The organism is Acinetobacter sp. GSS19 (genome assembly GCF_028621895.1).
Taxonomy (GTDB): domain Bacteria; phylum Pseudomonadota; class Gammaproteobacteria; order Pseudomonadales; family Moraxellaceae; genus Acinetobacter.
This window is the reverse complement of sequence record NZ_CP117520.1, coordinates 517,957-539,832: the sequence shown is the minus strand read 5'-3', so window position 1 is coordinate 539,832 and position 21,876 is coordinate 517,957. Positions and strand designations below refer to the sequence as shown.

Annotated in this window: 16 protein-coding genes, 2 tRNA genes and 3 rRNA genes; 2 read left to right on the top strand and 19 right to left on the bottom strand. The window is 46.6% G+C overall.

Annotated elements, in window-relative coordinates; genetic code table 11:
- Positions 1-310 precede the first annotated feature (310 nt).
- The 7 genes from fghA to PGW99_RS02670 form a co-directional block, all read right to left on the bottom strand.
- Complete coding sequence (gene fghA, locus PGW99_RS02700) at positions 311-1,147, bottom strand: S-formylglutathione hydrolase (protein WP_273778560.1); 837 nt, start codon at positions 1,145-1,147, stop codon at positions 311-313.
- A 20-nt stretch (positions 1,148-1,167) separates the two neighbouring features.
- Complete coding sequence (locus PGW99_RS02695; protein WP_273778559.1) at positions 1,168-2,571, bottom strand: C13 family peptidase; 1,404 nt, start codon at positions 2,569-2,571, stop codon at positions 1,168-1,170.
- Positions 2,572-2,693: 122 nt separating this feature from the next.
- Entirely contained in the window at positions 2,694-3,512 is an 819-nt protein-coding gene (locus PGW99_RS02690) for a class I SAM-dependent methyltransferase (RefSeq protein WP_273779411.1), read from the bottom strand.
- Positions 3,506-4,327, bottom strand: coding sequence for an undecaprenyl-diphosphate phosphatase (locus PGW99_RS02685; RefSeq protein WP_273778558.1), 822 nt, complete (start codon positions 4,325-4,327; stop codon positions 3,506-3,508). The genes PGW99_RS02690 and PGW99_RS02685 overlap by 7 nt, the downstream gene beginning before the upstream one ends.
- Before the next feature lie 13 nt (positions 4,328-4,340).
- Complete coding sequence (gene tsaB / locus PGW99_RS02680) at positions 4,341-5,006, bottom strand: tRNA (adenosine(37)-N6)-threonylcarbamoyltransferase complex dimerization subunit type 1 TsaB (RefSeq protein WP_273778557.1); 666 nt, start codon at positions 5,004-5,006, stop codon at positions 4,341-4,343.
- 139 nt (positions 5,007-5,145) lie between these two features.
- A complete protein-coding gene (locus PGW99_RS02675; protein WP_273778556.1) occupies positions 5,146-5,679 on the bottom strand; it encodes a gamma carbonic anhydrase family protein in 534 nt (177 codons plus the stop codon).
- Between the two features lie 12 nt (positions 5,680-5,691).
- Complete coding sequence (locus tag PGW99_RS02670) at positions 5,692-6,291, bottom strand: NUDIX hydrolase (RefSeq protein WP_273778555.1); 600 nt, start codon at positions 6,289-6,291, stop codon at positions 5,692-5,694.
- A gap of 124 nt (positions 6,292-6,415) precedes the next feature.
- Here PGW99_RS02670 and PGW99_RS02665 point away from each other — a divergent pair, with 124 nt between their 5' ends.
- Entirely contained in the window at positions 6,416-6,964 is a 549-nt protein-coding gene (locus tag PGW99_RS02665) for an NUDIX hydrolase (protein WP_273778554.1), read from the top strand.
- Positions 6,965-7,131: 167 nt separating this feature from the next.
- A complete protein-coding gene (pabB, locus tag PGW99_RS02660; RefSeq protein WP_273779410.1) occupies positions 7,132-8,469 on the top strand; it encodes an aminodeoxychorismate synthase component I in 1,338 nt (445 codons plus the stop codon).
- Between the two features lie 10 nt (positions 8,470-8,479).
- On the opposite strand, the gene hisC is transcribed toward pabB, so the two are convergent.
- The 12 genes from hisC to PGW99_RS02600 form a co-directional block, all read right to left on the bottom strand.
- Positions 8,480-9,568 (bottom strand): histidinol-phosphate transaminase, encoded by a 1,089-nt coding sequence (hisC, locus tag PGW99_RS02655; RefSeq protein ID WP_273778553.1) that lies wholly within the window; start codon positions 9,566-9,568, stop codon positions 8,480-8,482.
- A gap of 68 nt (positions 9,569-9,636) precedes the next feature.
- A complete protein-coding gene (gene hisD, locus PGW99_RS02650) occupies positions 9,637-10,926 on the bottom strand; it encodes a histidinol dehydrogenase (RefSeq protein ID WP_273778552.1) in 1,290 nt (429 codons plus the stop codon).
- Between the two features lie 200 nt (positions 10,927-11,126).
- Positions 11,127-11,822, bottom strand: coding sequence for an ATP phosphoribosyltransferase (gene hisG / locus PGW99_RS02645; protein ID WP_273778551.1), 696 nt, complete (start codon positions 11,820-11,822; stop codon positions 11,127-11,129).
- Positions 11,819-13,078 (bottom strand): UDP-N-acetylglucosamine 1-carboxyvinyltransferase, encoded by a 1,260-nt coding sequence (murA, locus tag PGW99_RS02640; RefSeq protein ID WP_273778550.1) that lies wholly within the window; start codon positions 13,076-13,078, stop codon positions 11,819-11,821. The genes hisG and murA overlap by 4 nt, the downstream gene beginning before the upstream one ends.
- 7 nt (positions 13,079-13,085) lie before the next feature.
- Complete coding sequence (gene ibaG, locus PGW99_RS02635) at positions 13,086-13,337, bottom strand: BolA family iron metabolism protein IbaG (protein ID WP_273778549.1); 252 nt, start codon at positions 13,335-13,337, stop codon at positions 13,086-13,088.
- A gap of 147 nt (positions 13,338-13,484) precedes the next feature.
- A complete protein-coding gene (gene hpf, locus PGW99_RS02630; RefSeq protein ID WP_273778548.1) occupies positions 13,485-13,817 on the bottom strand; it encodes a ribosome hibernation-promoting factor, HPF/YfiA family in 333 nt (110 codons plus the stop codon).
- A 174-nt stretch (positions 13,818-13,991) separates the two neighbouring features.
- Positions 13,992-15,443 carry an RNA polymerase factor sigma-54 gene (locus tag PGW99_RS02625; RefSeq protein WP_273778547.1) on the bottom strand — a complete coding sequence of 484 codons (1,452 nt, stop codon included), beginning with the start codon at positions 15,441-15,443 and terminating at the stop codon, positions 13,992-13,994.
- Positions 15,444-15,768: 325 nt separating this feature from the next.
- A 5S ribosomal RNA gene (gene rrf / locus PGW99_RS02620) occupies positions 15,769-15,883 on the bottom strand.
- A gap of 170 nt (positions 15,884-16,053) precedes the next feature.
- Positions 16,054-18,944, bottom strand: a 23S ribosomal RNA gene (locus PGW99_RS02615).
- A 372-nt stretch (positions 18,945-19,316) separates the two neighbouring features.
- Positions 19,317-19,392, bottom strand: a tRNA-Ala gene (locus PGW99_RS02610).
- Positions 19,393-19,430: 38 nt separating this feature from the next.
- A tRNA-Ile gene (locus PGW99_RS02605) sits at positions 19,431-19,507 on the bottom strand.
- A gap of 61 nt (positions 19,508-19,568) precedes the next feature.
- Positions 19,569-21,102: ribosomal RNA gene (locus tag PGW99_RS02600) — 16S ribosomal RNA — on the bottom strand.
- Together the 16S, 23S and 5S rRNA genes with 2 tRNA genes alongside form the textbook arrangement of a ribosomal RNA operon.
- Between the last annotated feature and the right edge of the window lie 774 nt (positions 21,103-21,876).

Sequence of the window (21,876 nt, the reverse complement as noted above, 5' to 3'; positions counted from 1 at the left end):
ATAGGCAGCCCAGGATATGAGCTATAGACTAGCTAAATTAAAATGAATGCAGCAGGTATGAGCAAACTGAGTAAATTACGAAAAATATAAATTTTCAGTAAAAAATACTCTAAAGGCTCGGCTTAAAGGTTTGAAGCGATAGCTGATTAGCAACTACAGAATGAACTATTTAAAATCGGTATCAACAGATCACGAGATACGGATGGGATAACTGCCTGAAAATAGCGTGATTGAGCATGTTGGTGGGTATCGCGGGTCACCCGGTACAATATAAGCACATAAAAAAGGGATCTTTCGATCCCTTTTGAGTTTATGGCATCAACTGCGCAGCGTGAAACTGCAGGTGATCATCGATAAAACTTTGAATAAAGTAATAACCATGATCATAACCCGCATGTTGGCGTAGTATCAGCTTTTGTCCTACCTGATGGCAGGCTTGTTGTAATGCTTCAGGCTGTAACTGGTGATAAAACTGATCATCTAGCCCCTGGTCCACCAGAATTTCCTCAAACAGTGCACCTTTGTCCAACACCAACTGTACCGCATCATGTTGCACCCAAAGCTTTCGGTCTTCGCCTAAATAATGGCTGAAAGCTTTCTCGCCCCATGCACAGGCACTAGCTGCACAGATCGGTGCAAATGCAGAAACTGACTTAAACTTTTCTGGGTATTTAAAAGCCAGCGTCAATGCGCCGTGCCCGCCCATGGAGTGACCAAAAATCCCGATTCGCTGTGGCTGTACCGGGAAATATTGTAAAATGCTCGCATACAGTTCTTCAGCAATAAAACTTTCCATCTGATAATGCTCAGCCCAAGGCTGTTGGGTCGCATTGATGTAAAATCCTGCGCCCTGCCCTAAATCCCAGTGATCACCTTGGGCAACCTGGTCTCCTCGCGGAGAGGTATCTGGAGTGATCAGAATCAGGCCGAGCTGCGCTGCGAGGCGTTGAGCATGTGCTTTGATGGCAAAAGTTTCTTCGGTACAGGTCAGACCCGCCAGATAAAACAGAGCCGCACAATGTTTACCTGCTAAAGCTTGGGGTGGCAAATAGATCCCCACACGGGTTAAACCCTGCAAGGATTTCGATGCGAACTGATAAATCCGTTGCTCACCCTCAAAACAGCAATTTTTTTGTAGAAGTTCCATGTGCTGACCCTCAATGGTTATTATGGTGCCGATTTTAGTTCGTCTGCTGTGCCTTGTGCTAAATGGCTTGGTGGAAATAGGGCTTGTTCAAATTGTGGCAGCATTAATTCCATGTTTTTACCCATCACCCATTGCGGCTGGGATGCATCAAAACCTTGGGCTTTTTCCCACTGCTGCACTGTCGCTTTGGCCTGCTGAAAAGTCTCCTGCATACTGTTCTGTTCACGCATGGCCTGATCAAAGAAAGCACGACCGAAATAAGTATAGTCAGCTTCATTATTACAGCCAAAAGACTGCCTGTCGGCAGCAGAGGCCGTAATCACCAAGGTATTGTCTGACTGCAGTGCCGGGATAAAACTGCCGGAAAAACAAGAAGAAATCACAATGACACGCCAACGAATCCCGGCACGGTCCAAGGCTTCACGCAACCATTTCGGATCGATCTGTTTTAAGTCGAGCGGTGCATTTTCAATTTCAAACTGATTCTTCAAACCATGTGAGGTCATATACAGAAACAAAATGTCACTTTCTCGATTCATCTGCTGGCCAATGCGCTGCAAAGCCAGTTCCAGACTCGTACGCGAAGCAATCGGCAATTCAGTTTCTGTTGCTGGATTGTTCACCAACGCAATTGAACGCCCCAAAGTGCCAAATCGGGTATCAAACTGTTCTTTAATCCGCAGTACTTCCGACTTGAAAACATCCTGATAACTCGCACCGGCCACGCCCACAAAATACCAGTGGGTTTTGGCAAATTCACCCAATTGAATTTGTTCCAAAGCTTTATTCAGCAATTGTGGCTGGGCATACAAGGCCGCTTCCGTGAAGCTAGGCGGTATTTCTTCTACTTTCCAGATCGGTTGACTGGTGACCGACATCTGCCAGACCACTAAAGTAAACCAGGTCGCCCCAATAATCAGCGCACGCTCCCACCAAGGCCAGTGCAGTTCACGCGCGAACACCCAAACCACCGCTAGACTTTGCCAGACAAACAGCACCATAAACAGCGTTGGCATGAAGTCATACAGGACATATGGTAAATAGTCCAGATTGCCCAGATACTGGATCAGACTTTGCAGTAAAGCAATATGGGTATCCAAGACCAGCCAAAGCAAGGCTGGAACCAGCATTAAACGAGGATTATTGGTCCGTTGTGACAGGAAAATTCCGACAATCAAGGCCAGAAAAGGCCATAACGCATAACTGACCAAGCCTTGCGGGTTAAAAATCCCCCCTTCACCGGCAATTAGCCAACTGAAGAGAGAATTGGCCAGCCCCCCCAAAATTCCCCAGAAAATCAGCTGGAGAATCGAAGGTCGAACAATCTGTAAGGAACGCCTCGACCCGAGAAATAACCACATCCCGGCAGTCTGGTTACTTTTAAAATCATGCCAAAAATTAATGGAGGGTTTCAGGTCGATCATAGAATCTTCGAATGTAGTGTGTCTGAATCACAACACACTAAGTTTATGCTTGCGTACGCATTTAGCAATGCTGGTTTTAACTATATAGCAAATCTTTGCCCAATAATGAAGCGCTTGTCCGCTTAAGGTCTAACTTCATTCTGGAAATAAGCATCAAAGCGGCACGCATCACCTTGCCATTGATGGTCAGGCGGCGTATCAGCCAGAAAAACGGCCAACCGTGGACGCTTGACCACCACACGTTTCGCAACCTGACGTGCCAGATCAAGCAGATGATCTCCCAGATCCATTCCACTCTCTTCAGGCAACAATAAATGCAGAAGCTGCATCTGCTTTTTGACTTGGGCCTGTTTCTTCGCTGCTTTCTGGTTCTGGTCACGCTGTGGAAACATCGGGTCCAGATACACAACATCAACGTAATGCTGTTGTGCAGCTTGCTCGGCCAAATAGCCTGCAGAATCTGCAAAGACCAGCTCAATGCGTTCAACAATAGGTTGTAAAAAGGCATCTGCTGCAGCTTGGCGTTTTGCCTCTTGCAACAACACAAATAAGATCGGATGACGTTCAACCAGCGTAACTTGTGCACCCAAGCGAGCCATCAGCAGACTGTCATGTCCCAAACCCGCCGTGGCATCAATCAGACTGGGCTGTTCACTTAACTGGCAAGCCCGGGCAATCATTTCAGATTTGATACTGGCACGCTTTAGGCGAGGAATCTCGGCACACCAGTCGGGCTGCATTTTCATGCCCTGTGCCGTCAGGCTTAAGCCATCCTGATCCAGCACCAGTGCCAGCTCTGGATGCTGACGTAAGAACCGTGCATTGATCGTCTCAACTGGCTGGCTACTCAGTTCAACACCTAAGACCGCCAGACGTGCGTGTAAAGCCTGACACTCCGCTTGATATTCCGGACTAAACCAACAGTGAAAGTGTGTTACCAATGCACCCAACCTGTGCCCCACGTAATCAAGATAAACAAACCAAAAACAATACGATAGTAAGCAAATGCCGTAAAATCATGCTTGGAAACATAACGAATCAACGCACGGATCACCAGTAAAGCCGAGATAAAGGCCACTACAATACCCACCGCTAACACGGCCATATCATTGCTGTGCAGGTCATCACGCATCTTGTACATGTCCAGCAGGCCTGCACCCATCAACACCGGAATACCGAGGAAGAAAGAAAACTCCGCAGCGGCTTTACGTGACACGCCCAAAAATAATGAACCAATGATGGTCGAGCCCGAACGTGATGTTCCCGGAATCAGCGCCAAACACTGAATCAAGCCGATAAGGGTCGCCTGTTTAAAGGTTAAATCATCCACTTCCAGACAGGTGGTACGGTGTGCACGGCGCTCTGCCCACAAAATAATAAAACCACCGACGATTAAGGCAATCGCAACCGTCACGGCATTAAACAAATAGGCCTTGATGGTATCACCGACGGTGAGACCCAACACCACAATTGGAATACTGGCAATAATCAAGTTGATACTTAAACGACGGCCTTGTTCCTGGCCCGTAAATGCACCGATCAATGCCCCCCATAACTTACCCCAATATTCATAAATTACTGCAGCGATCGCACCAATCTGTACAGCCACAGCAAACATATCGCGCTTTTCTGGTGTCCAGAAGTCGAGGAGCTGACCTGCGAGGATCAAGTGACCGGTACTAGAAATAGGCAGGAACTCTGTAATCCCCTCGACCAATCCCATAATGGCTGCCTTGAGCAGCAGTAAAATATCCATTGTAAAGTCCTAGTTATGATTTGCCTTGTTCTGGAATTTTTTTCCAAGCATTGTCACGTAAATATACCGGCAAAGCCTGCTCTGCACTGACCCAGTCTGCTTGCAGAGCCCGCTGATGGGCAATGCTTGCAATATCTTGTGCGCTGGCAGCGAGGGTCTGATATTCAGTTGCTTGCGCTTGAACCAGTGCCGCACCCGAGCCTACCAGAGTAAAGCGAGCGTTGTGTTGTGCTTGTGCATAATCCAGTAATTGTTCTTGATCAACTGGTTGCATAATGTGCTGTGCATCCAGACGGAAGCTGGCCATATAAACTTCCTGCATACGCGCATCAAGTACAGCGGTAACTTCGGTCAACTGATGCTGACGATAAGCGGCCTGGGCCAAAGCCTGTAAAGTCGAGACCGGGATTACCGGCAGATCATGCGCCCAAGCCAGCGCCTGTGTCACTGCAGCATTGATCCGCACACCACTGAAGGAACCAGGCCCGCGGCTAAAGGCGATTGCCGTCAAATCTGCAGCAGCAAGATTCGCTTGCTGCAAGCCCTGTTCAATCATGGGCAAAATGGTTTGGGTTTGTGCTTTCGCGCGCTCATCCAACTGAAAAAAGAGCGTTTGCGTGTCATCTACAATAGAAACGGAACACTGCTCATTCGCAGTTTCCAACGCCAGCAATTTCATGCACAACCTTGACTAAAAAGTGAATTAAAAACGCGAGATATCATACTCTACTCATGCCGACTGCGCGAGATTTTCCGGTACAAGATACAAAAATGCCAAGTAAAACAACTTGGCATTTTTAATGAAGAGATCAAAGAAGTTACTCAAACTGGCAAGCTTCGAGCTGCTTAAATTTTTCAAAATGGCTGGCATAATGCAATGCACTAGCGGTCAGCTTGGCTGCCCCCTGTTCATCTAAGATTTTGACAATTTTACCCGGTGATCCCATCACAACAGAATTATCCGGAATGACTTTACCTTCCGGAATCAGGGCATTGGCGCCAATGATGCAATTTTTACCAATCACTGCATGGTTCAACACCACAGCATTAATTCCGATCAGCGAATTATCTCCGATGGTACAGCCATGCAGCATGGCTTGATGTCCAATCGTGACATAATTGCCAATCTGCATTTCAATGCCCGCATCGGTGTGCAGCACGGCGTTTTCCTGCACATTGGTATAGTCCCCCAAACGGATACGGCAATTATCCCCACGAATCACGGCACCAAACCAGACACTAACCTTTCGCCCCAACTCCACCTGACCAATCACGGTGGCATTATCGGCAATCCAACCATCAAAAGGTGGACACAAAGCTTTCGGTGCATGTCCCTGAAATTTATACATCATGTGATGATCCTGTTAACTTGCCTCGATATTGCTGGAATTCAATAAAAATGGCCACTCTTTCTGATAGTCCAGTCCATACTTGAACAAGCTCATCAGCATCCGGGCGGTCAATCCCCAGACAATCTCATTTTCCACTCTAAGACTCGGAAAATAAAGTAATTGCTCAGCATACTGCACAGCATGAGGAATGGTGGGTGCCTGCATCAGATGTTGCAGCGAGGCAAAAAAGATCCGGTCAATTTCACTCGGTTGTGGCACTAGCTCCACTTCGGGTGGAATCAGTCCGACCACCGGCTTGACCAGCATGCCATTGCGCGCACGCTGCATCGGCAGATCACCAATCAGCTGCACATCAAAAGGATTCAAGGCGATTTCTTCATGCGCTTCGCGCAGTGCCACGGCGGCATTGCTGGTATCCTCCGGATCACGCTTGCCTCCTGGAAAGGAAACCTCACCCGGATGGTTTTTCAGATAGGCAGAACGGCGGGTCAACACAACACGAGGATCAGCTTCGTCAGTAATCGCGATCAGAACGGCCGCCTGCGCTTCCTGCACACGCTGGGAGAAACGTAAACGCTGCTGCAAACGCTGGGTTAAAGGCTGATCCTGCATATCTTCCTCAGGGCGAAACTGCTGTGTTTTTCATCATATCCGAAATTTTCATACAACGTACACAAATGATGTCAAAGTCCAAATTTTCAGTTATGCTGAGGCATCTTCCGGATTGATGATGAATATGAACTTTTGCGTAATTTGTGGACATCAAACAACAGAACAGATTCCGTTAGGTGACCATCAGGTGCGCCGTGTTTGTACACAATGTGGTCATATTCATTACGAAAATCCGAAAGTCATCTGCGGTGCCCTCGCAGTCTGGGAAAACAAAGTATTACTCTGCCGCCGTGCGATTGAACCACGTTATGGCCTATGGACCTTACCCGCAGGCTACATGGAACTGTTCGAAACCATGGAACAAGGCGCTGCCCGGGAAACCCGTGAAGAAGCCGAAGCCGAGATTGACATCGAACAATTGTACTGTATGTACAATATTCCGCGTATTGGGCAAATTTATGTGCTGTTCAAGGCACAGCTTAAAGATGGCAGCTTTGGTGCCGGTGAGGAAACCATTGAGAGCCGTCTATTCAGCGAAGAGGAAATTCCATGGGCTGATCTGGCCTTCCCGAGTGTAGAGCAGACCCTGCGTCATTATTTTGCTGACCTTCAACAACAGCATTTCCCGGTACATCTGGAAACTTTGGGCTCGCGTTTAGATCATACAGGTTAGTTAAATAGACTGATCCCCAAAGCCACTCCTCGAAGTGGCTTTTTTGTGTGTGTTGAGTGTGCAAATTGATTGAACAACCTGATTCTGCACAGCTCCGAGATTCGCCTCATTTGGCAGAGTATAGTAAACTGCCTTTCCACTTCTGATATGTTCGTGTTATGCCTGATCTGACCGTGATGAAAAGACCGCTGCATTTGCAACAGACTGAAATCGCATCGCTTTTGCTGCACCTGAATTCCCTGACCGGACTGGTATTTTTACAAGATCAGCAACATCCTGTGATTGGTTTCTTGCCTCAGGCTTATCTACAGGTTCAAAATGGCCAAAGCCATTTCATGCAGCGCAATGAGCAACTAGGCTATCAGGTACAAGAACAAACCATTAATTGCACCGATTTCATTGCATTTGCCCCCACACGGGAACCTGCCGATGCAGGTTTCCAAGGGGGCATAATCGGCTTTGTAAGCTATGACTTCGCAGCACAACAGCAGATCCAGAATCAAAGTAAAGAGCAGCCAGCCCTGTATTTCGGACGCTATCGTTCCTATCTGAAACAGGAACAGGGTCAATGGTATTTCTACAGTGATGAGGCTCAGGCCGAACAACTGTGGCAACTGATCAATCGTCTGTTCATGCAGCCCCTAAGTACAGAAGCGGATTTTCAGTTAACCCAACCTTGTCAAGCACGCTGGTCACGGCAAGACTATCAACATGCCTTTACCCAAGTACAAGACTATATCCGCGCCGGTGACTGTTACCAGATCAACCTGACTCAGGAATTTACCGGTGTCGCACAAGGCGAGCTTCTAGCAACAGCACAACAATTCTGGCAACTGACCAATGCCCCATACGCGGGCTATTTAAAGCTAGACGGATTTGAACTGCTCAGCTGCTCGCCGGAACTGTTTATTGATTTCCAAGCGGATCGAAAGATGAGTACGCGCCCGATCAAGGGCACCATGCCACGCCATGCTGATCCGCAACAGGATGAACAATCACGCCAGCAACTCGCGGCTTCACAAAAGGATCAGGCCGAAAATGTCATGATTGTGGATTTGCTGCGCAATGATCTGAGTGTGTATGCTGAAAATGGCAGTGTCAAAACTCCGATCCTGTTTGAAATTGAAAGCTTCAATCAGGTGCATCACATGGTGAGTGAGGTCACCGCTATCCTGAAGCCTGAAGTGAATCCCATAGAGATGCTGCTCTCAGCCCTACCCGGTGGTTCAATTACCGGTGCACCAAAAATCCGGGCGATGCAAATTATCGAAGAACTCGAAGGTGCACCACGCGGTGCCTATTGTGGCTCGATGGGCTATTTTAATCTGGACGGGACTGGCCGCTGGAATATCTTGATCCGCAGCATCCAAAAATATCAGGATCAGTTGTCCTTATGGGCGGGGGGTGGCATCACCATCGCGTCTGACAGTGATGCCGAATATCAGGAATGTTTCGACAAAGTCTCTGCCATGTTGAATCTGCTCAACACTTGGCAAAAACCTTAACCCTGATTTTTTAAACCAGAATCTGATTTTTCAGGGTCTCGACCAGACGAGCATTTTGCTCATCGGTGCCAATGGTAATCCGCAGGTACTGATCAATACGCGGCTTATTGAAATAACGCACGATAATGCCCTGTTCACGTAGCTGACTCGCCAGCTGAGCTGCATCACGTTGTGGATGGGTGGCAAAAATAAAGTTGGCTTTCGATGGCAACACCTGAAAACCTAATTGCTCAAGATCTGCCACCAGTGTTTCACGACTGGCAATAACTTTCTGGCATTGCTGCTCAAAATAGGCTTGATCTTCAAAGGAAGCGACTGCTGCAGCGATAGCAAAACGGTCGATCGGATAAGAGTTAAAGCTGTTTTTCACTGCTTCCAATGCAGCAATCAGATGCGGCTGGGCAATGGCAAAACCAACACGCAAACCCGCCAGAGAACGCGATTTCGATGTGGTTTGACACACCACCAAGTTTTCATACTTGCTCACCAAGCTGACTGCCGATTGCGCACCGAAATCCACATAGGCTTCATCAATCAACACCACCGAGTCTGGATTGGCTTGCAGGATCTCTTCAATCGCATTCAGCCCCAAAGCGATACTGGTGGGTGCATTCGGATTGGTAATGATAATGCCACCGTTGGGACGTTTATAATCCTCCGGCACGATTTCAAACTGTTCATTCAGCGGTAATTGGACGGCCTGAATACCAAAAAACTGGCTATACACCGGATAAAAACTGTAAGTAATGTCCGGATAAAGCAACGGTGCCTCTTGCACAAAAAAGGCTTTAAAAATATGAGCTAACACCTCATCCGAGCCATTGCCCACAAACACCTGTGCCACATCAACACCTTGCTGTTGGGCAATCGCCTGTTTTAACGCAGTTGCATCCGGATCAGGATACAGACGCAAAGCATCGGCCTGATTCAGCAACACCTGCTGTACCGCTTCCACCACTTTTGGTGAAGGGGGATAGGGATTTTCATTGGTATTCAGTTTTAATAAATTCTGGATTTTTGGCTGTTCACCCGGGACATAAGGTTCCAACTCACGTACGGCTGGACTCCAGAAACGCATCTGTTCTGCTGTAATAGTCATCTTCAAAATCTCAAATCTGGTCTGAAAAAAGGGCTGAAATTTCAGCCCAATCTTATAAGTTTCAAGGCTTACTGATAGCGATAGCGCGCCGAGCGTGCATGGGCATCCAGATTCTCCTGTACCGCCAAAACATCCGCCGTTTTGGCCAAGGTTTTTACTCCCTGCTCAGAGCAGAAGATTAAACTGGAACGTTTCTGGAAGTCATACACGCCGAGCGGTGAGGAAAAACGCGCGGTGCCGGAAGTCGGCAAGACATGGTTAGGTCCTGCACAGTAATCGCCAATTGCTTCCGGAGTAAAACGCCCCATGAAAATCGCGCCCGCATGGCGAATCTGCTCCGCCATTTCCTGTGCTTCATTCAGGCTCAGTTCCAAATGCTCCGGTGCTACCTGATTGATCAGATCAATCGCTTCCTGACGGTCTTTGACCAGTACCAGAGCACCACGATTGGCAATTGAAGTTCGTGCAATCTCCGCTTTTGGCAATTCGCTTAGGTGCTGCTCGATCGCTTGCTCCACTGCGTTCAGCAAAGCTTCATCTGGGGTAATAAAAATCGCTTGCGCCACAGTATCATGCTCAGCTTGCGACAACACATCCATCGCCAGCCATTCCGCATTATTCTCGCCTTCGGCATAGACCAGAATTTCGGATGGGCCGGCAATCATGTCAATGCCCACTTGCCCAAAGACGGCACGTTTCGCAGCCGCAACAAAACGGTTACCCGGTCCGGTAATTTTGTCTACAGCTGGAATGGTTTGTGTGCCATAGGCCAGAGCAGCTACAGCCTGTGCGCCACCAATGGTAAAAACACGATGTACACCGGCAAGATAGGCGGCAGCCAAGACCAATGGATTCAGTTCTCCATTCGGTGCCGGTACTACCATAATAATTTCTTGCACACCTGCGACCTGTGCCGGAATCGCATTCATCAGCACAGAGGATGGATAAGAGGCTAAACCGCCCGGCACATAAATTCCGACACGATCGAGTGGTGTGACTTTTTGGCCTAAGGTATTGCCCAACTCGTCCACATAGGTCCAACCTTCCTGCTTTTGTGCCTGGTGGAAACTACGGATCCGGTTGGCAGCCAATTGCAAGGCTTCATGCACATCAGGAGCTAAGCCTTCAAACGCCGCCTTCAGTTGTGCCTGGGTCAATTCAAGTTCAGAGAATTGATGCGCGGGATGTCGATCAAACTGTTGTGTCAGTTTTAACACATGATCATCACCGTACTGACGCACGTCAGCAATGATTTCATCTACAGTTTTTAACAATTCAGGATCACTGACTGTCTCAAAAGCCAACAAGTCAGCAAAAACCTGTTGGAAGTTTTGATCTTGAGTCGATAAACGTCGCATCAATTTACCTACAAGGTGAAATGAGAAAATCAAAGTTTACCTTGTTTTGCCAATTTTGTCGGCCTCTATGCAGCATCTATTGCATGACTTTAATGGGAAATGACACTTTTCTAGATAGGAAAAATCGAGGGATACATGAGGTGATCCATATAGCCATAAAAAAACCGCCGAAGTCGGCGGTTTTTCAAGATCAAAGCCCATTATTTTTGAGCCTGACGCTCAGCCACAGCTTTTTCTAACTGCTCAATGATCGGATTCAACAAGGCTTGCTTACGCTTAAAACTGGCCTTATTCACAATCAGACGTGAAGAGACTTTGCAGATTTCTTCCAATGGTTCAAGACCATTGGCACGCAAGGTATTTCCTGTATCCACCACATCAACAATATAGTCACCCAAACCGACCAGTGGTGCCAGTTCCATCGAACCATACAGCTTGATCACGTCCACCTGTTCACCAAGGCTAGCATAATACTGACGGGTCAAATTGACATATTTGGTGGCAATTTTTAAACGGCCTTTTGGACGTTGCATGCCAACTTTTCCGGCGGTCATTAAACGGCAGTTGGCAATTTTAAGATCCAGTGGTTCATAGACGTTTTGTGCACCGTGTTCCATCAGTACATCTTTCCCGGCTACGCCTAGATCTGCTGCACCATTTTCTACATAGGTCGGCACATCCGACGCACGTAAAATCAGGATACGCACCTGCTTATGCGTCGTTGGGAAAATCAGCTTGCGCGATTTATCCGGATCTTCCAGCAGATTAATGCCCGAGGTTTCAAGTAAAGGTAACGTTTCTTTTAAGATACGTCCCTTACTTAAAGCCAAAGTTAAACCATGATCAAAGTTACCCATCACATCAAAGTTGGGATCATCGTTTCTCATGTCACTCATGCATGTACTCGCTCAATTTGGGCACCGAGGCCTTGTAATTTTGCTTCCACATCTTCATAACCGCGGTCAATGTGGTAAATCCGGTCAATCAGGGTCTCACCCTCAGCAGCCAATGCAGCCAAGACCAGTGAAAAAGAAGCACGTAAGTCCGTGGCCATCACTGGTGCAGCAGACAACCGCTCCACCCCAGTGACAACAGCGTCATTGCCATCAACCTGAATATTAGCCCCCATACGAGAGAGTTCAGGTACGTGCATAAAGCGGTTTTCAAAAATGGTTTCTGAAATTGTTGCAAAGCCACGACCAATAGCATTGACTGCCATCAACTGGGCTTGCATATCCGTTGGGAAATCTGGATGCGGCAGCGTGCGGAAACTCACGGCTTTCGGGCGCTTGCCCTGCATATCCAGCTCGATCCAATCCTCACCACGGGTCACTTCTGCGCCCATTTCTTCGAATTTATCGAGCACGGATTCTAATAAAGCAGGATCGGTATGCGTAGTTTTGACACGACCACCCGTGATCGCAGCTGCAGCCAGATAGGAACCGGTTTCAATACGGTCTGCGACAACGGCATATTCACAGCCATGTAAAGATTCAACACCGGTCACCACGAGGGTATCGGTATCTAAACCTTCAATTTTTGCACCCATCTTGATCAGTAGCTTGGCCAGATCAGTAATTTCAGGTTCACGGGCAGCATTACGGATCGTCGTGACACCCTCGGCCAATGCAGCAGCCATCAGGATATTTTCTGTCCCGCCCACTGTGACCATATCAAAAACGACTTCACCACCTTTTAAGCGGCCATCGACTTTGGCATTCACATAACCATTTTCGACTTCAATTTGTGCACCTAATGCTTCAAGTGCCTTTAAGTGTTGATCGACTGGTCGTGAACCAATTGCACAACCACCCGGTAACGATACTTTCGCCGAACCATAACGGGCAACCAGTGGACCTAAGACCAAGATTGAGGCACGCATGGTTTTGACTAACTCATAAGGTGCAAACTGGTTATCTAAAGTCGATGTATCGGCTTTAACCGTATCCCCTTCATAACTGATTTTCACGCCCAAACCGGCAATCAATTTTACTAAGGTATTAACGTCTTTTAAATTGGGTACATTGGTCAGGGTAATCGGCGAATCTGCAAGGATGGTCGCTGCCAATAAAGGCAGTGCTGCGTTTTTCGCACCGGAAATCCGCACTTCTCCATCGAGCTTAACACCACCCTTAATTAAAAATTTATCCATTGAAATATTAAGCTCCGAAAAGACTTGCTTTACGCCATTCTTCTTTGGTCATTGCACGGATGGTCACAGCATGCACCTCGCCACTGGCGATATAGGAATTTAATGGTGCATAAACAGCTTGTTGACGTGCGACAGGACGTTTTCCTTCAAACAAATCATCTACAATTCGAAGATCAAACTTTCCCGCTTGTCCACTCACAGCAACTTCAGCTTCAGGAAAAGCAGCTTGTAAAATTTGAGTGAGCTGTTCACTATTCATTGCAAAGACCTCTTATAGGACCAACGGTGTAAAAACCGGTTATTTTACTATATCTAAAAAAAATAAATCATTAACTGCACAAGTTTTATGTATAAAAAAAGAGGTCATTGCAACCTCTTTTTCACTCAGACACGTTGAACGGGATCTTTATACTGCCAAAATCTGGTGGTCACACTGCATCTTACGGTGTTTGTGCAGCTGTCTTTTCAGCTTTTCGGTCAATTTTTTTATTGATGTATACATATCATCCGCATTGGCCTGAGCAAACAGTTCAATCCCCGGCAAGCGCACGATCGCTTCAGCGATATGATTGGCACTGCCTTTACGCGTTCGCTGATTGATCTGATGATCTTTCGTCAATTTCACCTGCATACTGTTGACTTGATCCAGATGCTTAGTCATTTGGGCAAATTTACAACGAATATTATCTTCGATTGCTGGAGTGATAGTTAAATGATGTCCACGAATGACTATTTGCATAATTCTATCCTCACCTTCTCATTATTAAGGATATTGAGTCAGCGCAAAAATGATCCGAAGTCAGAACCTAGTCTTCTGTATGACATTCATTTCATCATTTTTGCGACTCCCCATGGAAATAAAATTTTCATTACTTGGTCATAATGAGTCTATAAAATAATCACACTTAAAATTTTAGATCAATACTTTTCTTTCAGAAGACGACGGAATATGTAACGACTCACGATATTTCGCAACCGTTCTTCGTGCCACATCAATGCCTTCTTCTTTCAGCAAATTGGCAATCACATTATCCGACAAAGGCTTACGTGGATTTTCATTGGCAATCAGTTTTTTAATCATCGCACGAATGGCAGTTGATGAAGCTTCACCGCCCGATGTAGTGCCGACATGACTGGAAAAGAAATATTTCAATTCAAATAGACCACGTGGTGTCAGCATATATTTATTGGTCGTCACACGTGAAACGGTAGACTCATGTAATTCAACCTCCTCAGCTACATCACGCAGCACCAGAGGTTTCATCGCTTCCGGCCCCAATTCAAGAAACGCTTTCTGATGTTCAACAATACAGGTCGCAACCTTTAATAGGGTCTTATGTCGCTCATCAATGCTTTTAATAAAATTCTTAGCTTCCAGCAAATGATTGCGTAAATACTGGTTTTCATCACTCTGATCAGCTCGACGGATCATATTGGCATAAAAACTATTTACCCGCAGTTTGGGCACAACATCTGGGTTGAGCTGAACTTGCCACTTGTCATTTTTTTTGGCGACGACGACATCCGGAATCTGGTAATCCGACTCCTGGACATTAAATTCCATTCCCGGATAGGGTTTCAGTGTTTTTAAAAGCTCAATAGCCTCTTTGACTTGTGACATCGATAAGCCACTCTGTTTCAGAAGCTTATTAAGATCATTCGCAACCAATAACTCATAATAATTTAATAGCATCAGTGCGTTATCACGCAACTGACTTTGAATCACTGATTGCTCCAACTGGATTTTCAAACACTCTGCCAAATTGCGTGATCCAATCCCCACCGGATCAAGATGCTGGATATGCTTTAAAACCACCAGAACTTCTGAGTCTTCCACCTCATCTTCATAGCCCGCATCAGCTAATAAATGCTGCACGGAAGCCGTAATTTCAGCAATTTCAGCATCTAAAAAGCCTTTATCATCTAGAGCATCGATTAAACAATATGCAACTAGCTGATCGACCTGAGAAAGATGTAATAAGTTAATTTGTTCAAGTAGATGTTCTTTTAATCCCACATGACCGTGACGATTATCTTCACGTTCTTCATACTCGGGCATTGCCAAAGCTGTGGGTTGATGGGTATAAACATCATCCCAATCCGTATCCACGGGCAGATCATCAGGAAGATGATCAGCATTCAACTCTTGAGTAAGGTCATGAGTTTCAAGTTCTTGCTCTGTATTCGGCAGACTTTCAGTACTATTAATTTCTTCAACTTTTTCCAGCAACGGATTACTGTCTAATTGAATTTGAATTTCTTGTTCTAGTTCCAAACTCGACAACTGTAGCAATCGAATGGCCTGTTGCAATTGAGGCGTCAATGACAACGTATTTGCAACTTTAAGTCCCACCGAAAGCTTCATACTCGTTCTGTTCCTTCATTTAATTCATGTTTTATAAAGCAAATTCTATGCCGATTATGCAGAATTTGTAAAAATATTAAATATCATATAAAGGAAAGAACTGACAATAGATTTTTACTATAAGTATTAAAAAAGAAATAGCGCTTTAAATCCTAAGCTTTTTTGCGAATCTACCGTAGAATCAAAGTACTTTCCTGGTCTAAAAACCCTTTATTTATTATGTATTTATTTTTATTTCAGCAACTCAAATATTCTAATTCAGCTTTCCACCCGGCAAAGAAAAAACCCCCACCATATTTAATGGTGGGGGTTTTTAGGAATAATGAGCTGGCGATGACTTACTCTCACATGGGTAACCCCACACTACCATCAGCGCGAAGAGGTTTCACTTCTGAGTTCGGGAAGGGATCAGGTGGTTCACTCTTGCTATTGTCGCCAGCACAACTGTTATGGTTTTCAGTGGTCTTACTTGATGCCACTTAGTTACCAAATCTTGAACAGATTGGGCTGTATTGAATCTTACTTTAAGGTGTTCATTTTAGCTTTAGTTTTAACTAAATCAAGTATTTATGATGAATCTAGCTTGATACAACAACTGTTTGGGTGTTGTATAGTCAAGCCTCACGATCAATTAGTATTGGTCAGCTTCACATATCACTATGCTTCCACATCCAACCTATCAACGTCCTAGTCTTGAACGGATCTTTAGAGGACATAAAGTCCTAGGGAAATCTTATCTTGAGGTAGGCTTCCCGCTTAGATGCTTTCAGCGGTTATCCCTTCCGAACATAGCTACCCGGCGATGCGACTGGCGTCACAACCGGTACACCAGAGGTTCGTCCACTCTGGTCCTCTCGTACTAGGAGCAGATCCTCTCAAATTTCCAGCGCCCACGGTAGATAGGGACCGAACTGTCTCACGACGTTCTAAACCCAGCTCGCGTACCTCTTTAAATGGCGAACAGCCATACCCTTGGGACCTGCTTCAGCCCCAGGATGAGATGAGCCGACATCGAGGTGCCAAACACCGCCGTCGATATGAACTCTTGGGCGGTATCAGCCTGTTATCCCCAGAGTACCTTTTATCCGTTGAGCGATGGCCCTTCCATACAGAACCACCGGATCACTAAGACCTACTTTCGTACCTGCTCGACTTGTGGGTCTCGCAGTTAAGCGCGCTTTTGCCTTTATACTCTACGCGTGATTTCCGACCACGCTGAGCGCACCTTCGTACTCCTCCGTTACTCTTTAGGAGGAGACCGCCCCAGTCAAACTACCCACCAGACATGGTCCTCGACCCAGATTATGGGTCAGAGTTAGAACCTCAACATTACCAGGGTGGTATTTCAAGGACGGCTCCATTGGAACTGGCGTTCCAACTTCAAAGCCTCCCACCTATCCTACACAAGTAAGGTCAAAGTTCAATGTCAAGCTGCAGTAAAGGTTCACGGGGTCTTTCCGTCTAGCCGCGGGTACACTGCATCTTCACAGCGATTTCGATTTCACTGAGCCTCTGCTGGAGACAGCGCCGCCATCATTATGCCATTCGTGCAGGTCGGAACTTACCCGACAAGGAATTTCGCTACCTTAGGACCGTTATAGTTACGGCCGCCGTTTACTGGGGCTTCGATCAAGAGCTTCGCTTACGCTAACCCCATCAATTAACCTTCCAGCACCGGGCAGGCATCACACCCTATACGTCCACTTTCGTGTTTGCAGAGTGCTATGTTTTTAATAAACAGTTGCAGCGGCCTGGTTTCTGTGGCTGCCAGCAGCTCAAGGAGCAAGTCCTATCACCGCCGGCAGCGTACCTTCTCCCGAAGTTACGGTACCATTTTGCCTAGTTCCTTCAGCAGAGTTCTCTCAAGCGCCTTGGTCTACTCGACCTGACCACCTGTGTCGGTTTCGGGTACGATTCCTGTGTAACTGAAGCTTAGAGACTTTTCCTGGAAGCATGGTATCAGCCACTTCACTGTACAAGTACAGCTTGCTATCAGATCTCAGCATAGAGTACCCCGGATTTGCCTAAGATACATGCCTACATCCTTTCACCTGGACAACCAACGCCAGGCTGACTTAACCTTCTCCGTCCTCTCATCGCATTACACAGAAGTATTGGAATATTAACCAATTTCCCATCGACTACGCCTTTCGGCCTCGCCTTAGGGGTCGACTCACCCAGCCCCGATTAACGTTGGACTGGAACCCTTGGTCTTTCGGCGAACGGGTTTTTCACCCGTTTTGTCGTTACTCACGTCAGCATTCGCACTTCTGATACCTCCAGCAGACTTCTCAATCCACCTTCATCGGCTTACAGAACGCTCCCCTACCACGTATACAAAGTATACATCCGCAGCTTCGGCACATAGTTTTAGCCCCGTTACATCTTCCGCGCAGGCCGACTCGACTAGTGAGCTATTACGCTTTCTTTAAAGGGTGGCTGCTTCTAAGCCAACCTCCTAGCTGTCTATGCCTTCCCACATCGTTTCCCACTTAACTATGATTTTGGGGCCTTAGCTGGCGGTCTGGATTGTTTTCCTCTTGACTACGGACGTTAGCACCCGCAGTCTGTCTCCCGGATAGTACTCATAGGTATTCGGAGTTTGCATCGGTTTGGTAAGTCGGGATGACCCCCTAGCCGAAACAGTGCTCTACCCCCTATGGTATTCGTCCGAGGCGCTACCTAAATAGCTTTCGGGGAGAACCAGCTATCACCGAGTTTGATTAGCCTTTCACCCCTATCCACAAGTCATCCCCCGGCTTTTCAACGACGGTGGGTTCGGTCCTCCAGTTAGTGTTACCCAACCTTCAACCTGCTCATGGATAGATCACCCGGTTTCGGGTCTATACCCAGCAACTAGACGCCCTATTAAGACTCGATTTCTCTACGGCTCCCCTATACGGTTAACCTCGCTACTGAATATAAGTCGCTGACCCATTATACAAAAGGTACGCAGTCACACCACGAAGGTGCTCCCACTGCTTGTATGCATGCGGTTTCAGGATCTATTTCACTCCCCTCACAGGGGTTCTTTTCGCCTTTCCCTCACGGTACTGGTTCACTATCGGTCAGTCAGGAGTATTTAGCCTTGGAGGATGGTCCCCATATTCAGACAAGGTTTCACGTGCCTCGCCCTACTCGACATCATTATCTAAGCCCTTTCGTGTACAGGACTATCACCCACTATGGTTGCACTTCCCAGAGCATTCCACTAAAACTTAGATAACTTAATGGGCTAGTCCCCGTTCGCTCGCCGCTACTAAGGGAATCTCAATTGATTTCTTTTCCTAAGGGTACTGAGATGTTTCACTTCCCCTCGTTCGCCTTGCATGACTATGTATTCATCATGCAATACCTATCTTATGATAGGTGGGTTCCCCCATTCAGATATCTCCGGATCACAGGATATTTGCCGCCTCCCCGAAGCTTTTCGCAGGCTATCACGTCTTTCTTCGCCTCTGACTGCCAAGGCATCCACCACATGCACTTAATTACTTGACTATACAACCCCAAACAGTCGTTAATCCCTACAAGTAGGATCAAGACAGATTAACTAATTACTTAGTCAATCCACAGTTTGTTGCCCGTGCATTTAAGCACTGTACAGCTTCAATCTAAATTCATATACCAAAACGCTTGATTCAGTTAATTTGCTAGTTCTCAATTTCATTCAACATTCACAATTGCTTGCTACTGTCTTCTGAATTGAGTGAACAATTTATTTTAGACTCAATTTTGCCAATCTGTTAATGAATAAACACGCCTTCGTCAGGTCATGCTTAATACCGTGATACTTAAATCACAGAAATTAATAAACATCATCGTATTCATTAAGTTCTGCAATCTTTAGCTTTAGCCTCGTACCGAAATACGTGGTGGAGACTAGGAGAGTCGAACTCCTGACCTCCTGCGTGCAAAGCAGGCGCTCTACCAACTAAGCTAAGTCCCCAGCTATATCATTAGTCAATGTATCGTATGAGTATGTCATGGTGGGTCTGACAAGACTTGAACTTGTGACCCCACGCTTATCAAGCGTGTGCTCTAACCAACTGAGCTACAGACCCTCAGATACATCGTCATGAAGAACAACTTGTTGTGGATTCTTACTAATCGTCAATCTTTCGTTAAGGAGGTGATCCAGCCGCAGGTTCCCCTACGGCTACCTTGTTACGACTTCACCCCAGTCATCGGCCACACCGTGGTAACCGCCCTCTTTGCAGTTAGGCTAGCTACTTCTGGTGCAACAAACTCCCATGGTGTGACGGGCGGTGTGTACAAGGCCCGGGAACGTATTCACCGCGGCATTCTGATCCGCGATTACTAGCGATTCCGACTTCATGGAGTCGAGTTGCAGACTCCAATCCGGACTACGATCGGCTTTTTGAGATTAGCATCACATCGCTGTGTAGCAACCCTTTGTACCGACCATTGTAGCACGTGTGTAGCCCTGGCCGTAAGGGCCATGATGACTTGACGTCGTCCCCGCCTTCCTCCAGTTTGTCACTGGCAGTATCCTTAAAGTTCCCACCCGAAGTGCTGGCAAATAAGGAAAAGGGTTGCGCTCGTTGCGGGACTTAACCCAACATCTCACGACACGAGCTGACGACAGCCATGCAGCACCTGTATGTAAGTTCCCGAAGGCACCAATCCATCTCTGGAAAGTTCTTACTATGTCAAGGCCAGGTAAGGTTCTTCGCGTTGCATCGAATTAAACCACATGCTCCACCGCTTGTGCGGGCCCCGTCAATTCATTTGAGTTTTAGTCTTGCGACCGTACTCCCCAGGCGGTCTACTTATCGCGTTAGCTGCGCCACTAAAGCCTCAAAGGCCCCAACGGCTAGTAGACATCGTTTACGGCATGGACTACCAGGGTATCTAATCCTGTTTGCTCCCCATGCTTTCGTACCTCAGCGTCAGTATTAGGCCAGATGGCTGCCTTCGCCATCGGTATTCCTCCAGATCTCTACGCATTTCACCGCTACACCTGGAATTCTACCATCCTCTCCCATACTCTAGCTTCCCAGTATCGAATGCAATTCCCAAGTTAAGCTCGGGGATTTCACATCCGACTTAAAAAGCCGCCTACGCACGCTTTACGCCCAGTAAATCCGATTAACGCTCGCACCCTCTGTATTACCGCGGCTGCTGGCACAGAGTTAGCCGGTGCTTATTCTGCGAGTAACGTCCACTTATCCCAGGTATTAACTAGGTAAGCCTCCTCCTCGCTTAAAGTGCTTTACAACCAAAAGGCCTTCTTCACACACGCGGCATGGCTGGATCAGGGTTCCCCCCATTGTCCAATATTCCCCACTGCTGCCTCCCGTAGGAGTCTGGGCCGTGTCTCAGTCCCAGTGTGGCGGATCATCCTCTCAGACCCGCTACAGATCGTCGCCTTGGTAGGCCTTTACCCCACCAACTAGCTAATCCGACTTAGGCTCATCTATTAGCGCAAGGTCCGAAGATCCTGCTTTCTCCCGTAGGACGTATGCGGTATTAGCGTTCCTTTCGAAACGTTGTCCCCCACTAATAGGCAGATTCCTAAGCATTACTCACCCGTCCGCCGCTAAGCTAAGGTGCAAGCACCCTCGCTCCGCTCGACTTGCATGTGTTAAGCCTGCCGCCAGCGTTCAATCTGAGCCATGATCAAACTCTTCAGTTTAAAATCATTTGCCACTTTTTCGAAGTGGCCAAATCTGGCTCATTAATCTTACTGACTAAAAATTCGCTCAAATAAACTTCGAGTAATTTCTACCAATTCAATCAATGATAATATATCGATCAATCAACCAGTAAAAATCCACACAAGTTGTTCTTCATAATCTCTTAATGATCTTCTCGATGCTTCGTCAGCATCAAGCTAGGTCGGCTATACTACTCTGTTTATCCAGAATGTCAACTCTTAAATTTAACTTATTTCCAATCGATTGATTTTCAACAAGTTTTATTCAACAGCGCCGCCGATGGATTCGCATTATAGGCCATTCCCTCACAGACGCAAGAAGTTTTTGGAAAAAAGATAAATATTTTCTCCTTTTGACTATTATTTAATCTTTTTTGTGATTTTTTACTCATTTTCAGCAAAGAAACTAGATTTTTATAAGAATAACTCTGGGTAGACTCAGTCAGAAAGTCAGAAAGTCAGAAAGTCAGAAAGTCAGAAAGTCAGAAAGTCAGAAAGTCAGAAAGTCAGAAAGTCAGAAAGTCAGAAAGTCAGAAAGTCAGAAAGTCAGAAAGTCAGAAAGTCAGAAAGTCAGAAAGTCAGAAAGTCAGAAAGTCAGAAAGTCAGAAAGTCAGAAAGTCAGAAAGTCAGAAAGTCAGAAAGTCAGAAAGTCAGAAAGTCAGAAAGTCAGAAAGTCAGAAAGTCAGAAAGTCAGAAAGTCAGAAAGTCAGAAAGTCAGAAAGTCAGAAAGTCAGAAAGTCAGAAAGTCAGAAA